This window comes from Streptomyces sp. IBSNAI002, assembly GCF_052244475.1.
Taxonomy (GTDB): Bacteria; Actinomycetota; Actinomycetes; order Streptomycetales; family Streptomycetaceae; genus Streptomyces.
The window spans coordinates 4932247-4945956 of sequence record NZ_JBQPXG010000002.1; the positions used below are offsets into that span (position 1 = coordinate 4932247).

The 13710-nt window shown below is 73.5% G+C and carries 11 protein-coding genes; 5 read left to right on the top strand and 6 right to left on the bottom strand.

Annotated elements, in window-relative coordinates; translation table 11 throughout:
• Positions 1-24: 24 nt before the first annotated feature.
• Positions 25-1404 (bottom strand): MFS transporter, encoded by a 1380-nt coding sequence (locus ACTVZO_RS23950; RefSeq protein WP_443300335.1) that lies wholly within the window; start codon positions 1402-1404, stop codon positions 25-27.
• 327 nt (positions 1405-1731) lie between these two features.
• Between ACTVZO_RS23950 and ACTVZO_RS23955 the strand changes: the two genes are divergently transcribed.
• The 3 genes from ACTVZO_RS23955 (at position 1732) to ACTVZO_RS23965 (ending at position 5824) form a co-directional block, all read left to right on the top strand.
• Complete coding sequence (locus tag ACTVZO_RS23955) at positions 1732-2649, top strand: DUF3027 domain-containing protein (protein ID WP_443300336.1); 918 nt, start codon at positions 1732-1734, stop codon at positions 2647-2649.
• A 108-nt stretch (positions 2650-2757) separates the two neighbouring features.
• Positions 2758-4500, top strand: coding sequence for an ABC transporter permease (locus ACTVZO_RS23960; RefSeq protein ID WP_443300337.1), 1743 nt, complete (start codon positions 2758-2760; stop codon positions 4498-4500).
• Positions 4501-4510: 10 nt separating this feature from the next.
• The gene (locus ACTVZO_RS23965) at positions 4511-5824 is read left to right on the top strand and encodes an ABC transporter ATP-binding protein (protein WP_443300338.1); all 1314 of its coding nucleotides are present in this window, start codon (positions 4511-4513) and stop codon (positions 5822-5824) included.
• A 16-nt stretch (positions 5825-5840) separates the two neighbouring features.
• On the opposite strand, the gene ACTVZO_RS23970 is transcribed toward ACTVZO_RS23965, so the two are convergent.
• Positions 5841-6836, bottom strand: a complete 996-nt coding sequence (locus ACTVZO_RS23970) for a WD40 repeat domain-containing protein (protein WP_443300339.1) — start codon at positions 6834-6836, stop codon at positions 5841-5843.
• Between the two features lie 76 nt (positions 6837-6912).
• Between ACTVZO_RS23970 and ACTVZO_RS23975 the strand changes: the two genes are divergently transcribed.
• Positions 6913-7599 carry a GDSL-type esterase/lipase family protein gene (locus ACTVZO_RS23975; protein ID WP_443300340.1) on the top strand — a complete coding sequence of 229 codons (687 nt, stop codon included), beginning with the start codon at positions 6913-6915 and terminating at the stop codon, positions 7597-7599.
• Here the strand turns inward: ACTVZO_RS23975 and ACTVZO_RS23980 are convergent.
• The gene (locus tag ACTVZO_RS23980) at positions 7596-7907 is read right to left on the bottom strand and encodes a hypothetical protein (RefSeq protein ID WP_443300341.1); all 312 of its coding nucleotides are present in this window, start codon (positions 7905-7907) and stop codon (positions 7596-7598) included. The two genes, ACTVZO_RS23975 and ACTVZO_RS23980, sit on opposite strands and share 4 nt — an antisense overlap.
• Before the next feature lie 273 nt (positions 7908-8180).
• Between ACTVZO_RS23980 and ACTVZO_RS23985 the strand changes: the two genes are divergently transcribed.
• The gene (locus tag ACTVZO_RS23985) at positions 8181-10781 is read left to right on the top strand and encodes an NACHT domain-containing protein (RefSeq protein WP_443300342.1); all 2601 of its coding nucleotides are present in this window, start codon (positions 8181-8183) and stop codon (positions 10779-10781) included.
• A 48-nt stretch (positions 10782-10829) separates the two neighbouring features.
• Here ACTVZO_RS23985 and ACTVZO_RS23990 read toward each other — a convergent pair whose 3' ends face one another.
• From ACTVZO_RS23990 to thpR, 3 genes are all read right to left on the bottom strand, one after another.
• Positions 10830-11819: an aldo/keto reductase gene (locus ACTVZO_RS23990; RefSeq protein WP_443300343.1), complete on the bottom strand. Its 990-nt coding sequence runs from the start codon at positions 11817-11819 to the stop codon at positions 10830-10832.
• 209 nt (positions 11820-12028) lie between these two features.
• Positions 12029-12916: a dimethylargininase gene (gene ddaH, locus ACTVZO_RS23995; protein ID WP_443300344.1), complete on the bottom strand. Its 888-nt coding sequence runs from the start codon at positions 12914-12916 to the stop codon at positions 12029-12031.
• A 138-nt stretch (positions 12917-13054) separates the two neighbouring features.
• Positions 13055-13606 carry an RNA 2',3'-cyclic phosphodiesterase gene (thpR, locus tag ACTVZO_RS24000; protein WP_443300345.1) on the bottom strand — a complete coding sequence of 184 codons (552 nt, stop codon included), beginning with the start codon at positions 13604-13606 and terminating at the stop codon, positions 13055-13057.
• Between the last annotated feature and the right edge of the window lie 104 nt (positions 13607-13710).

Consider the following 13710-nt stretch of genomic DNA (forward strand, 5'->3'; position numbering starts at 1 on the left):
GGTTGGGGCGCGGCGCCGGGCGGGTCACGCGACGCGGGGGCGGGGGGTGCCCGGGTGGTGGCGGGGGGCGTCCATGAGGCCGCGGAGGGCCATGGTCGTGCCGAGGGCGACCACGCCCGCGGCGACGGACATCCCCAGCACCCCGTTCAACGGCAGCGCGATCCCGATCGCACCCCCCAGCACCCACGCCATCTGGAGCAGTGTCTCCGAACGGGCGAACGCGGAGGTCCGTACCGCCTCCGGCACGTCCCGCTGGATCATCGCGTCCAGCGACAGCTTCGCCAGCGCCTGGCAGAAGCCAGCCGTCGCGCCCAGCACCGCCATGAACAGCCCGCTGAAGAACGCCGCCGCCAGCACCGCGACCCCGAGCGTCAGGCACAGCACCGCCGCGATGATCACCTCCGGCGCCCTCGCCCGCAGCCACGCCCCGACCGCCGTGCCGCACGCGTTCCCCACGCCCGCCGACACGCCGACGATGCCCAGCGAAACCGCCGCGCTCTGCCCCGCCAGGGGATGTTCGCGCAGCAGGAACGCCAGGAAGAAGATCAGGAACCCGGACAGGGCCCGCATCGACGCGTTCGCCAGCAGCCCGCACAGCACCGACCGGCTGACCGTCCGCAGCCCCGGACGCTTCGAGTGCGCCTCGTGCGTGGACAGCCGGGCCCGCCGCTCTCCCCGCGCCTCGTCCACCTTGTGCGGCAGCGTGAACGCCGCGAACGTGCCCCACACGAAGATCGCGCAGGCCCCGTACAGCGGCCACTGCGGGCCGATCTGGTGCAGCCCGGCCCCCACCGGCGCCGCCACGCCCGTGGCCAGCAGTCCGGCCAGCGTGACCCGGGAGTTCGCCTTGACGAGCGAGAACCCGGGCGGCAGCAGCCGCGGCACCACCGCGCTGCGCACGACCCCGTACGCCTTCGAGGAGACCAGCACCCCCAGCGCCGCCGGATACAGCTCCAGACCGCCCGTGGCCACCGCGGCCGACATCATCAGCGCCAGCAGCGCCCGCGCCAGCATCGCCGCCGCCATCGAGGCCCGGCGCCCGTGCGGCAACCGGTCCAGCAGCGGCCCGATCACCGGAGCCAGCAGGGTGAAAGGGGCCATCGTGATCGCCAGGTACAGGGCCACCCGGCCGCGTGCCTCGTCCGTGGGGACGGAGAAGAACACCGTGGAGGCCAGCGCCACGGTGATCATCATGTCGCCGGCGCCGTTGATGGCGTGCAGCTCGATCAGCTTGCCGAGGCCCGACTCGCCGGCCCCGTGCGCGTGCGTGGCCCGCCGAATGCCGCGCGCCGTACCGGTGATGGGCAGGTGCAGGGCACGCCCCAGGGCCCGGCCGGCCCGCCTGGCCGGTCCCGAGCCGTCGCGGGACGACCGTACGGGTGCCACGTGGCCATAGTGCCCCACAGGTCCCTCCCGGACCCTCCCCGGCGCGTCGCGGGGGCCGCTCCCCGCGCCGCCTTCTCCGCGAATCGGACCTTGCATGTGGGCCCGGGGCTTCGAAGGAGGTAGCGTGCGTAGCGCGCCACCGGCGGTTGCTCTTGGCCGCGCGCCTCTTCGCGATCCCGCAGAATGGATCGCATAAAGGTGCGCCCGGAGTCCGATCGGGTGCGGACGTCGACGCGGCCCTCTGGTCCGCTCCGCCCGTTCCACGTACGGACAGGACCGACGGGTCGTTGTGGACGACAGTACGGACGGCGCACTCGTGAGACGGCGTAGGAGAGAACGAGACCAGTGAGTGCTGCGACGACGCGAAGCCGTACCCCGCGTACCCCCGACCGCCTGTGCGTCGAGGCGGTAGACCTCGCCCGTGCTGCCGCCGAGGAGGCCGCCTTCCCCGGTGTGGTGGGCGAGCACGTCTCCGCGGCGGCGGAGGGCGACCGGGTCGTCACGCACTTCTTCGAGTCCAAGGAGCCGGGCTACCGCGGCTGGCGCTGGGCCGTCACCGTGACCCGCGCCTCCCGCGCCAAGAACGTCACCCTCGACGAAACGGTGCTGCTGCCCGGCGACGACGCGCTGCTGGCCCCCGAGTGGGTGCCGTGGAGCGAGCGGCTGCGCCCCGGCGACATGGGCCCGGGTGACCTGCTGCCCACCGACGCCGAGGACCTGCGGCTGGAGCCGGGCTGGTCGGGCGAGGACGCGCCGCCGCCGAACTCGGTGGTCTCCACGGAGATGGCCGAGCTGGTCGAGGCGGAGGACGCGGACGTCACCGACCGCGCGGTGGTCCCGGTCCGCGGGTCCATCACGGCCGTGGCCGAGGAACTGGGCATGCGCCGGACGCGGGTCCTCTCGCGGTACGGGCTGCACAGCGCGGCCGACCGCTGGGACGAGTCGTTCGGCGCGAAGACGCCGATGGCGCAGGCGGCGCCGGCGTCCTGTGTCTCCTGCGGCTTCCTGGTCGCGATCGGGGGCTCGCTGGGGCAGGCGTTCGGGGTGTGCGCGAACGAGTTCAGCCCGGCCGACGGGCGGCTGGTCTCGCTGTCGTACGGATGCGGCGGGCACTCCGAGGCGGCGGTCATGCCGGCGCCCCTGAGGCCGGCTCCGCCGGTGCTCGACTCGATGGCCGCGGACGAGTTCCCCCTCCGCCCGTCCCCCGACACGGGCTCGGTCCCCACGTCCGACCTCCCGGCCGCCGACCTGGGCCACTCCTAGGTCGTCTCCTTCTCCGGAAGACACGACCCGGCCCCCGGCTCCGCCGGGGGACCCTCGGTTGGGTGACCCGGGGCGCGGCACGCGGAGGGGCGTGGTCCGCTGGAGCGGATGGACACCGCCCGCCCCGACACGCCGCACACCGGTCAGGCCGCCCCCGCGAAGGGCCGCCTGACGTGGGTGGACTTCGCCGTGGCCGCAGCGGTGCTGGTGCTCTTCTACCTCGTCCTCCAGGTCGGCAAGGGCACCACCGTCAACTTCGACCCCGCCGACGTCCCCGACGTCGACACCGACCCCGCCCGCCTCCCGTACTACGCCGCCCGCAGCGTCCTGCGCATGTTCATCGCGCTGTTCGCCTCGGTCGTCTTCACCTTCGCGTACGCGTACGCCGCCGCACGCAGCCGGCGCCTCGAACGGATCTTGATCCCGGCCCTGGACATCCTCCAGTCCGTCCCCGTCCTCGGCTTCCTCTCCGTCCTCGTCACGTTCTTCGTCGCCCTGTTCCCCGGCTCGCTGCTCGGCCTCGAATGCGCCGTCATCTTCGCCATCTTCACCTCGCAGGCCTGGAACATGACCTTCGGGTTCTACGCGACCCTCACCTCCCTGCCCCGCGAACTCGACGAGGTCTCCCGCTCGTTCGGCTTCACCCGCTGGATGCGCTTCTGGCGCATCGAGGTCCCGGCCGGGGTCATCGACCTCGTCTGGAACGGCATGATGAGCTTCGCCGGCGGCTGGTTCATGCTCGTCGCCTCCGAGGCCGTCAGCGTCTCCGGCCACGACTACGCCGTCCCCGGACTCGGCAGCTACGCCGGCACCGCCATCGGCGAGGGGGACCTCGGCAAGGTCGGCTGGGTCATCCTCGCCATGACCGTCACCATCGTCACCGTCAACTTCGTCTTCTGGCGCCCCCTCACCGCCTGGGCCGAGAAGTTCAAGAACGAGCAGTCCGAGGCGAGCGACATCCAGCGCAGCTACGTACTCGACTTCCTGCGCCGCTCCCAGTGGCCCGGCCTCCTCGGCCGCGCCACCGCCCCCGGCCGCGAGGCCGCCGCCCGCGCCGCCCGCGTCCTCGGCCGCGACGACCGGGCCCTGTCCGTGGACCCCGTACGCCGCCGCAGCGGCGACATCGCCTTCGCCGCACTGGCCGCCGTCGTGATCCTCTGGGGGCTCTACGACCTCCTGCGCTACCTCCAGGACACCACCGGCCTCGGCGTCTTCGGCGAACCGCTCTACCTCGGCCTGATCACCTTCCTGCGGGTCGCCGTCCTCGTCGTCGCCGCGACCGTCGTGTGGGTGCCCGTCGGCGTGTGGATCGGCTCCTCGCCCCGCCTCACCAAGACCGCCCAGCCGGTCGTGCAGGTCCTGGCCAGCTTCCCCGCCAACCTGCTCTTCCCCGTCGCCGTCTGGTTCTTCCTCAAGACCGGCCTGGACATCAACATCGGCTGCGTCCTGCTCATGGCGCTCGGCGCCCAGTGGTACATCCTCTTCAACGCCATCGCCGGGGCCATGGCCATCCCCTCCGACCTCAAGGAGGCCATGGACGACCTCGGCGTGCGCGGGATCCAGCGCTGGAAGCGGCTGATCCTGCCCGCCGTCTTCCCCGCGTACGTCACCGGCGGCATCACCGCCTCCGGCGGCGCCTGGAACGCCTCGATCGTCGGCGAGGTCGTCACCTTCGCCGGAACCACCCTGACCGCCACCGGCCTCGGCGCGTACGTCTTCCACGCCACCGAGGACGGGAACTTCCCCAAGCTCATCGCCGGGATCGCCGTCATGAGCCTGTACGTCGTCGGGCTCAACCGGCTGTTCTGGCGGCCCCTGTACCGGCTCGCCGACCGCCGCTACTCGATGTGAGGAACCACCGTTGACCGAGACCGCGATCCTCAAGGCCGCCGCGCTCACCAAGTCCTACGCGGGCGCCGACGGCGAACTGCCCGTACTCGGCGGCATCGACCTGGAGATCCGCGAGGGCGAGATCGTCGCCCTGCTCGGCAAGTCCGGCAGCGGCAAGTCCACCCTGCTGCGCTGCCTGGCCGGCCTGATCCCGGCCAGCTCCGGCTCCGTCACCTACCGGGGCGAGGAGCTGCGCGGCGCCAACCCGGGCACGGCGATGGTGTTCCAGACGTTCGCCCTGATGCCGTGGCTCACGGTCCAGCAGAACGTCGAACTGGGCCTGGAGGCCAAGGGCGTGGACCGCGAGGAGCGCGCCCGGCAGGCCACCCAGGCCATCGACCTGATCGGCCTGGACGGCTTCGAGTCTGCGTACCCCAAGGAGCTCAGCGGCGGCATGCGCCAGCGCGTCGGCTTCGCCCGGGCCCTCGTCGTGGAACCCGACGTGCTGATGATGGACGAGCCGTTCTCGGCGCTGGACGTGCTCACGGCGGAGAACCTGCGCGGCGAGCTGATGGAGCTGTGGGCCTCCGGCCGCTTCCCCGCCAAGGCGGTGGTGCTGGTCACCCACAACATCGAGGAGGCGGTGCTGATGGCCGACCGGGTCGTCGTCCTCGGCTCGCGCCCCTACGGCACCATCAAGGAGACCTTCGCCGTCGGCCTGGCGCGGCCCCGCGACCGGGACGCACCGGAGTTCGAGGAGATCGTGGACGCCGTGTACGCGGTGATGACCGGCCGCGCCGCGAAGACCCCGGCGGCACCGCCGCCCGCCAAACGGACCCCGGCCAACACCCCGCTGCCGGAGGCCAGCGTCGACGGCATGGCGGGCCTGGCCGAGATCGTCCTCCAGCGCGGCACGGCCGGCGGGGACGGCGACGATCTGGTGGACCTCGCCGACGAGCTGGGCCTGGAGGTGGACGACGTACTGCCCCTGGTGGACGGGCTGGAGCTGCTGGGCCTGGCCGAGGTGCGCGACCTGCACCTGGTCCTGACCCCGCGCGGCACCGCCTTCGCGGGGGCCGACGTACAGGAGTCGAAGAAGCTCTTCGCCGAAGGCGCCCGTGAGGTCCCGCTGGTCCGCCTCATCGACACCACCCTGCGCCGGTCGCGCGGGGCGCGGCAGCGGGCCGGCTTCTTCCGCGACCTGCTGTCGCACCACTACACGAGCGAACAGGTGGAGCAGCAGCTGGAGACCGCCACGGACTGGGGCCGCTACGGGGAGCTGTACGGCTACCACGCGGACGCCGGGGAGTACCGGCTGGACGAGGAGGCCCGGCACCGGTCGTAGGGGGTCCTGGCGGGGGCTACTTCGAGCCCCGCCGCCGCAGCAGCCGCTTCGCGGCGAAGGCCAGCACCAGGGCCGCCGCCAGGACGAGGGCTCCCTTGCCGAACTCGCCCGTCGGCTCCGGCGGGGGAGCCGCCTGCGAGGGGGAGCCCGGCTTCGGCGGCGCGGGCGAGGCGGTCGCGGCGGCCAGCGGGACGGCCACGACGCGGCTGGACCCGCCCTCCGACCCGAACATCAGCGCCGATCCGTCCGGCGCGTACGTCACCGACTCCGCCTGCCCCTGCCACGGCGCGTCCACCCGCTCTCCCCCGCCCTCCGGCCGCCCGTCCTTCCAGGCGTACGTACGGGCCGTGAAGTAGCCCCGCAGGGCCAGCCGGCTCCCGTCGGGGGAGAACGCCCCGTCCGTCACCCACGGCACGTCCGCGACCCGCCGGAACACGTTGGGCCCGCTCGCGGACAGGCGTTCCGGGCCCTCGTACAGCCCGCCCGTGCTCTCGTGCTTGCTCGCGATGTACACCCGTCCCGTCACCGGATGCACCATCAGCGCCTCCGCGTTCCGCGGCCCGTCCGCGTACTTCACGGTGAACTGCGCGGCCTTGACCGTGGCGTCGCCCAGCTCCTTCGGCTCGGGGAACCGGTAGATCCACACGTGGTCCCAGGTGCCGTCCTTGTTGTCCCCGATGTCTCCGACGTACAGCTGCCCGTCCGGCCCCAGCGAGATCGCCTCGACGTCCCGCGGCCGCCCGATCCCCGTCAGGGTGATCCGCGCCACCGTCCTGCCGGTCGCCGAGTCCACCGCGTACACGTACGGGCCGTCGTCGCTGTCGTTGTGCGTCCAGTACACGCCCGGGTGCAGACGGCTGGCCGCCAGCCCGCTCGACTCCTTGATCCGCGGATCGGAGATGGTGAACGAGGAGGCCGCGGGCCCCTCCGACCCGGCCGCGAGGGCGGACGACGACGGGAGCACGGCGAGTACCAGGACGGCGGAGGCGGACGACAACGGCAGCAGGCGCATGCCCCCAGCCTGCCAGCCCGCCCGGCGTGTCCGGCATCACAGGGGCTCGGGTCGGGTGATCCGCGATGATGACCGGATGCGTTTCATGTTCGTCGGCGACTCCATGACCATCGGACGCGCCGGCGACTACACCTGGCGCTACCGGATGTGGCAGCACCTGGGCTCCACCCCCGGCGGGCCGTACGGGATAGTCGGCCCGCGCAGCGAGCTGTACGACACCGCCGCCGACGCGCCCACCAGCCACGCCTACGCCGACCCCGGCTTCCCGCAGGACGCCCGCCGCCACCTGGCCGGCTGGGGCGAGGGCTGGCAGCACATGGCCCCCCTGATCGGTCCCGCCGCCCGCGAAGGCCGCCCCGACGTCCTGCTGGTCTCCCTCGGCCTGATCGACCTCGGCTTCTACACCGGCGCCGACGACACCGCCGCCAACGTCCGCCGTTTCGTCGCGGCCGCCCGGGAGGCCCGCCCCGGCATCCGGATGGTGCTCCTCCCGGTGATCCCGAACATCCGCGCCGAGGAGGACGCCCCCTTCGCGGCCGAGGTGACCCGCTTCAACGAGCTCCTGGCGAAGGCGGTGGCCGATCTGACCACCGCCGCCTCGCCGATCCTGCTGGGCGCGCGCCCGGAGGCGTACGACATCCACCGCGACACCTACGACGGCACCCACCCCAACGCCTCGGGGGAGCACCGCCTGGCGGGCGAGTTCGCGGCGGTCCTCCACCAGGCCTGGGGCATCGGCGGCCCGTACCGGCCGCGGGACTAGGCCGTCCCTTCCGGGTCCGCGCCCGGGCCCGGGTCCGCGGCCGCGCCCGGGTCCGCGCCCGGCTGCTGGGCCCGCCTGATCTCCCTCAGGTAGTCCAGGGCCTGTTTCCCGGTCACCTCGCCCAGGAGCCGGTCCTCGTGCAGCCCGCGGCGCGCTTCGTTGCGGGCGTTGACGAGAGCCTCGGCCCGCAGCACCAGCAGGACGGCGAACAGCAGGGCGACGGCCACCCACCAGGGTGCTTCGGCCACGACACCCAGTGCGGCCGTCAACAGGCCGCCGAGGGGGGCGAGAAGGCGTGCTGCGGTCATCGGTGAACTCCTCGAAGGACGGGCGGGCAGGGGGACTTCGGCGGATCCGACAACAAGCGGGCCGAACCCGGCGGTTGGCCGTACAAGCGCCGCCCGGCTGGCCAAGATGGTGCCCCGGGCAGAGGCGGCGGCGGAGGCGGAGCACCCCGGCGACACCGCCGGCGGCGACCCCCGCCGAGAACGTTTCTACGCCCGCCGCAAGCCCCTGACCAGGGGTTTCGGGCAGCGGTGAACGGTGAACGCGAATGAACCGGTCACGAACGGGGAGAGTGAATGGCAGGAGCGGGGGGCTTCCGTCCGAAGGGCCCGCAGCGGCCCGATCCACAGTCGGCAGCACCGGAGTTGCGGCCCTGGGCGGCGCTCATGCGCCGCGTCCACGACGAGCTCTACATGGAGCTGGAACCAGCGGACCGCCCGACGGTCAGGGCACTGGCCGACGCGGCACACCTCAGCCCCGCCTACGTCTCGGAGGCGTTCTCCGGCAAGCGGCGCCCGGGCCTGACCGCCTTCCGCTCGATCGTCGGGGCGCTCGGCGGGGACCCCGGTGCGTGGGAGCCGCGCTGGCACCGGGCGGCGGCCCGGCAGCAGCAGCCGGCCGCGGGGGCGGAGCCCCCACCGCTTCCCGGAGTCGCCGACGAAGGCCCCGCAGGCCCCCAAGGCCCGGCGGGCCCGGCGCAGCCCCTCTCCGGCCCCGGCGCCGCCCTGCGCCGCTACCCCCTGCGCCGCCTCGTGCGCACCCTCCTCGCGTGGGCGACGGCGGTGTTCGCCTTCCCGGTGCGCGCCCGCAGGGACAGGCGCGCGGTGCGGATGCGGCGGCGGCTGATCAAGCAGGTCATGGGGCGGGTCGCCGAAGACCTCGGGCGCGCCGAGGCCCACCACTACCTGGAGCCGCGGTTCGTGATCCTCGAGGAGCCGCCGGAGCAGGACACCGGGAGCCGGCGCCGCGGCCGCACGCAGCGGCGGGCCGAGCCCGTACCGGTGCCGACCGCGGTGAGCAGCGTCCGCGCGCTCTACGGGGACATGGACGAGCTGGTGGTGCTGGGCAGACCGGGCATGGGCAAGACCACCCAGCTCGCCCTGCTCGCCCACCGGCTGGCCGAGGAGGCGCTGGCCGGGGGCGAGGGCACGGACCCTTCGTACATCCCGGTCTACCTGCGCCTCGACAGCTACCGCGGCGAGCCGATCGAGGAATGGCTGGCCACCGTGATGAGCAGGTTCCAGGGCGTCTCGCGCGTGCTGGTGCGCAGCTGGCTGGACGAGCACCTGCTGCTCCCGGTGCTGGACGGCCTGGACGAGGTACCGGAGGCGGACCGGCCGCAGTGCGTCAGGGAGTTGCTGCGCCTGCGCACGCTGTGCCCGGGCATGGCCGTCGGCTGCCGGACGGACGAGGGCGACCTGCGGCGCCTCGCCCGCGGCCTGCGGGCACTGCGCTACGTCGAGATCCAGCCGCCGACCCGGCAGGACGTCCAGACCTTCCTCAACGCCGACGAGGCGGCCCTCGCCGACGTACACGCGGCGCTGGCGGAGAACCAGGACCTGTGGCCGCTGCTCCAGTCGCCGATGATGCTCCACGTCATCCGCGTCGCGTACGCCAACCGGCCGGCGGACGACCTGCGCCTCGGGGGCAGTACCGCCGACCGCCGGAGCCGGATCTTCGACGCGTACGTGAAGGAGTGCCTGCGGCGCGAGCGCCCGCGCCGGGACGACGCGCCGGAGCGGACGCTGACCTGGCTGACCTGGCTGGCCCGGACGCTCACCGCACGCGGCGAGCACGTCCTGTACCTGGACCGGCTGGACCTGAGCTGGCTGTCGCGCCGGGAGGGGATCCTGCCGAAGGTCGTCCCGACCGTGGCCATGGCCGGCTGCGCCCTCGCGATCCCCGTGCTGTGGCTGGCGGCGGCGGACCGGGCCGGGGTGCTGCACACCAGTGTGCCGGGCGCCGCGGCCGTGGCGCTGGCCATGGTGTGCAACACCGCGGCCCAGGCGGCCCGTTCGGAGGAGCACCTGCTGCGGACGCCGCGGCGCGCGGGCGGGGACGCGCGGAGCCGGCGCGGGGCCCTGTGGATCCCCATGAGGGACAACATCACGACGATGGCGGTCATCCTGCTCTGCCTGCTGCTGACGGGCGTCGACCTGACGGGGCCGGGGCCCGTCGTGGTGGTGCTCGCCTACCTGTGGGTGACGGCCACCCAGATGGAAGGGGCGCTCACCGACGTGTTCTCCCCCGTGGAGCAGCTGCGGTGGACCTGGCGGCGGCGCGAACGGGCGGTCTTCTCGCCGGGCACGTTCGCCCTCAAGCGCCTCGCGCTGTCGGTCTTCGTGTGGGTCGGCGTCCAGGCCCTGGTCGGCTGCGTCGTCCGGCTGCTCTGCCCGGACCCCGACTGGCTCGCCCCGGCCGCGGCCTTCGGGCTGGGCATCCTGTACCTCGTCGGCAACCAGTTCGAGCCCTCGCTCCAGGACCGGCGCCCGCGGCCCAACGAGGGCGTCCGCCGCACGGTCCGCTTCTCCCTGGTCCACGGTTTCGCGGGACTCGCCCTCGCCGCCGTGTTCGTGACCGCGCTCATCGGGCTGGGCTCACCCGAACCGGACCTCCGCCGCACCGCCTTCGCCGCGGCCCTGCTGGGGATGCTCTTCGCCGTGGTGCGGGGCTTCCGCTACGGGGGACTGGCCGTCGTACGCCACTGGACGATCCGCGCGGTCCTCGCCCGCCGGGGGCGGACCCCCTACCGCTACCGGCGCTTCCTGTACTCCGCCGAGCAGCGCATCCTGCTCTTCCGCACGGACAGCGGGTTCTTCTTCCCGCACCGCCTGATCCAACTGCACATGGACACCACCGCCGAGGACCTGCTGCCCCGGGTGGCGCCCCTGCCGTGAGCCGGCCGCCGCCCCGGAATCAGGGGCGGCGGCCGGAGCACCGCGCGATCACCAGGCGAAGGCCTCGGGGGACGGACCGGGGCCGGGGAAGATCTCGTCCAGGCCGGCCAGGACCTCCTCGCCCAGCTCCAGCTCCAGCGCGCGCAGGGCACTGGCCAGTTGCTCGGCGGTGCGCGGACCGACGATGGGGCCCGTCACCCCCGGCCGGGTCAGCAGCCAGGCCAGCGCCGTCTCGCCGGGTTCCAGGCCGTGCTTGTCGAGGAGGTCCTCGTACGCCTGCACCTGCGCCCGCACCGTGCTGCTGGCCAGCGCGTCCGCCGACCGTCCGGAGGCCCGGCGACCGCCCTCGACCTCCTTCTTGATGACCCCGCCCAGCAGGCCGCCGTGCAGCGGGGACCACGGGATGACCCCGAGCCCGTACTCCTGGGCGGCCGGGATGACCTCCATCTCGGCGCGCCGCTCGGCGAGGTTGTAGAGGCACTGCTCGCTGACCAGCCCGACCGAGCCGCGCCGGGCGGCGGTCTCGTTCGCCTGGGCGATCTTGTAGCCGGGGAAGTTCGACGACCCCGCGTAGAGGATCTTGCCCTGCTGGATCAGTACGTCGACGGCCTGCCAGATCTCCTCGAAGGGGGTCCGGCGGTCGATGTGGTGGAACTGGTACAGGTCGATGTGGTCGGTCTGGAGCCGCTTCAGGCTCGCCTCGACGGCCCGCCGGATGTTCAGCGCGGACAGCCGGTCGTGGTTGGGCCACGGGTCGCCGTCGCCGGCCATGTTCCCGTAGACCTTGGTGGCGAGGACGGTCTTGTCCCGGCGGCCGCCGCCCTGGGCGAACCAGGTGCCGATGATCTCCTCGGTGCGGCCCTTGTTCTCGCCCCAGCCGTAGACGTTGGCGGTGTCGACGAAGTTCAGGCCTGCGGCGAGGGCGTCGTCCAGGATGCGGTGGCTGGTGGGTTCGTCTGTCTGCGGACCGAAGTTCATCGTGCCGAGTACGAGACGGCTGACCTTGAGTCCGGTGCGTCCGAGCTGCGTGTACTTCATGGGCCCCAAGCCAACTGCTTCGAGTCCACTCGAAGCAAGGGCGCGCTACTGCCCCACGGCGGCCGCGACGGCGACGACGAGGAACATCAGCACGAGCACACCGGCCATGACACGGTTTCTGGTCTTGGGATCCACCCGTCGAGCCTAACGCGGCCGCCGCCCCGTCCCGTACGCGCACTCCCCGTTCCCCGGCCCGATCCCCGGCCCGGTCACAGCCCGCGCAGCTCCAGCGTGCAGCACTTGACGCTGCCGCCCGCCTTGAGGAGCTCGGACAGGTCGACCCCGATCGGCTCGAAGCCGCGGGCGCTGAGCTGGGCCTTCAGTCCGGTGGCCGCCTCCGGCAGGAGGACGTGGCGGCCGTCGGAGAAGGCGTTGAGCCCGAAGACGGCGGCGTCTTCGGCGGTGGCGAGGATCGCATCGGGGAACAGCGTGCGCAGCACGGCCCGGCTCCCCTCGGAGAACGCGGCCGGGTAGTACATGACCTCCTCGTCCGAGAGCACGGCCAGCGCGGTGTCCAGGTGGTAGAACTCCGGGTCGACGAGGGTCAGGCCGGTCACCGGCAGCCCGAAGAACTCCTGCGCCTCGGCGTGCGAGCGCGGGTCGGTGCGGAAGCCGGTGCCGGCCAGCAGACGGCGGCCGACGGTGAGGATGTCGCCCTCGCCCTCGTTGATGTACTCCGGCCACAGCAGCTCGCGGCAGCCGCGGCTCTCGAACCACTTGAGGTAGGCGGGACCCTCGGCGGTGCGCTGCGCGTGCCGGAACCGGGCGCCGTAGACCTTGCCGTCGACCACGGTGGCGCCGTTCGCGGCGAAGACCATGTCCGGCTGCCCGTCGACCGGGTCGATCTCCTCCACGACGTGCCCGAGCTCCCGGTACAGGCCGCGCAGCCGCTCCCACTGGAGGACGGCCAGGGCGGTGTCGGTGCTCTTCTCCGGGTCCATCCACGGGTTGATGGAGTACGTGACGTCGTAGTGCCTCGGCCGGCACATCAGCAGCCGGCGCCGGGTGGCCGTGCGCGAGGGCCTCTCGACGGTGGCAGGGGCGACGGCCGGGGCAGGGGCGACGGCGGGGGCGGTCGGCGGCACGGTCAGCGGCACGGGGGCTCCTTCGGAGGCGGTCGGGCGGCTACCGGGCCGCCCGGGAGCGACGTTTCCCCGGGTCCTCCACGGGAGCCTGCCGGGCGCAAGTCCTCCGGCTGAACCGGGACCGAACACCAGGTCCTCCCGTCACGGCCGTCATCCTTCCAAAGGCCAGGCCCCGACGGTCTCGTAGCGGGGCTGCTCGCCGGGGACCCCGCCGGCCGGCAGGTTGCTGCGCACGAGGCTCAGGGTGGCGGCCCGCCACGGCGTGCCCTCGAAGTCCGCGAGGGCGTCGAGGTAGGGCCGCAGGGGGACCCCTTCGCGGGACCGGGCCAGGGTGAGGTGCGGGGTGTAGCGGCGGTGCTGCTCCATGGGGACCCCGGCCCGCCGGGCGGCGGCGTCGGTCCGCTCCGCGAGCAGCCGCATCCCGTCGAGGTCCCCCGCCGCGCCGATCCACAGCGCGCGCTCGCCGAAGTGGCCGGAGCCGTGCAGGCGCAGCGGGAACGGCGCGGTCCGGTGCGCCGCCCGGGCCAGGCGGGCGTGCAGGTCGGGGAGGACCTGGTCGCGCACCTCGCCCATGAAGGCCAGCGTGAAGTGCCAGCCGGCTTCGCCGGTCCAGGTCAGCCGGTCGTCGCGCACGCCGCGCACGGCCGCGGCCAGCTCGGCCACGGCCGCGTCGGGCGGCAGCACGGCCGCGAACAGTCTCATGCCGCGGAGCCTAGGGCCTGTCGTCAAACTCCCGTCGTCGCCCGGAGGGCGGCCCTGCGGCGAGAGCGCGTGCCAGGCGTCGCGGGGCAGACGGGAGTTTGACG

Bases quoted from the DNA above. Each gene is read 5' to 3' on its own strand.
- ACTVZO_RS23960 (WP_443300337.1), top strand. From the start codon at position 2,758: ATGGACACCGCCCGCCCCGACACGCCGCACACCGGTCAGGCCGCCCCC.
- ACTVZO_RS23980 (WP_443300341.1), bottom strand. From the start codon at position 7,907: ATGACCGCAGCACGCCTTCTCGCCCCCCTCGGCGGCCTGTTGACGGCC.
- ACTVZO_RS23970 (WP_443300339.1), bottom strand. From the start codon at position 6,836: ATGCGCCTGCTGCCGTTGTCGTCCGCCTCCGCCGTCCTGGTACTCGCC.
- ACTVZO_RS23990 (WP_443300343.1), bottom strand. From the start codon at position 11,819: ATGAAGTACACGCAGCTCGGACGCACCGGACTCAAGGTCAGCCGTCTC.
- ACTVZO_RS23985 (WP_443300342.1), top strand. From the start codon at position 8,181: ATGGCAGGAGCGGGGGGCTTCCGTCCGAAGGGCCCGCAGCGGCCCGAT.
- ACTVZO_RS23975 (WP_443300340.1), top strand. From the start codon at position 6,913: ATGCGTTTCATGTTCGTCGGCGACTCCATGACCATCGGACGCGCCGGC.
- thpR (WP_443300345.1), bottom strand. From the start codon at position 13,606: ATGAGACTGTTCGCGGCCGTGCTGCCGCCCGACGCGGCCGTGGCCGAG.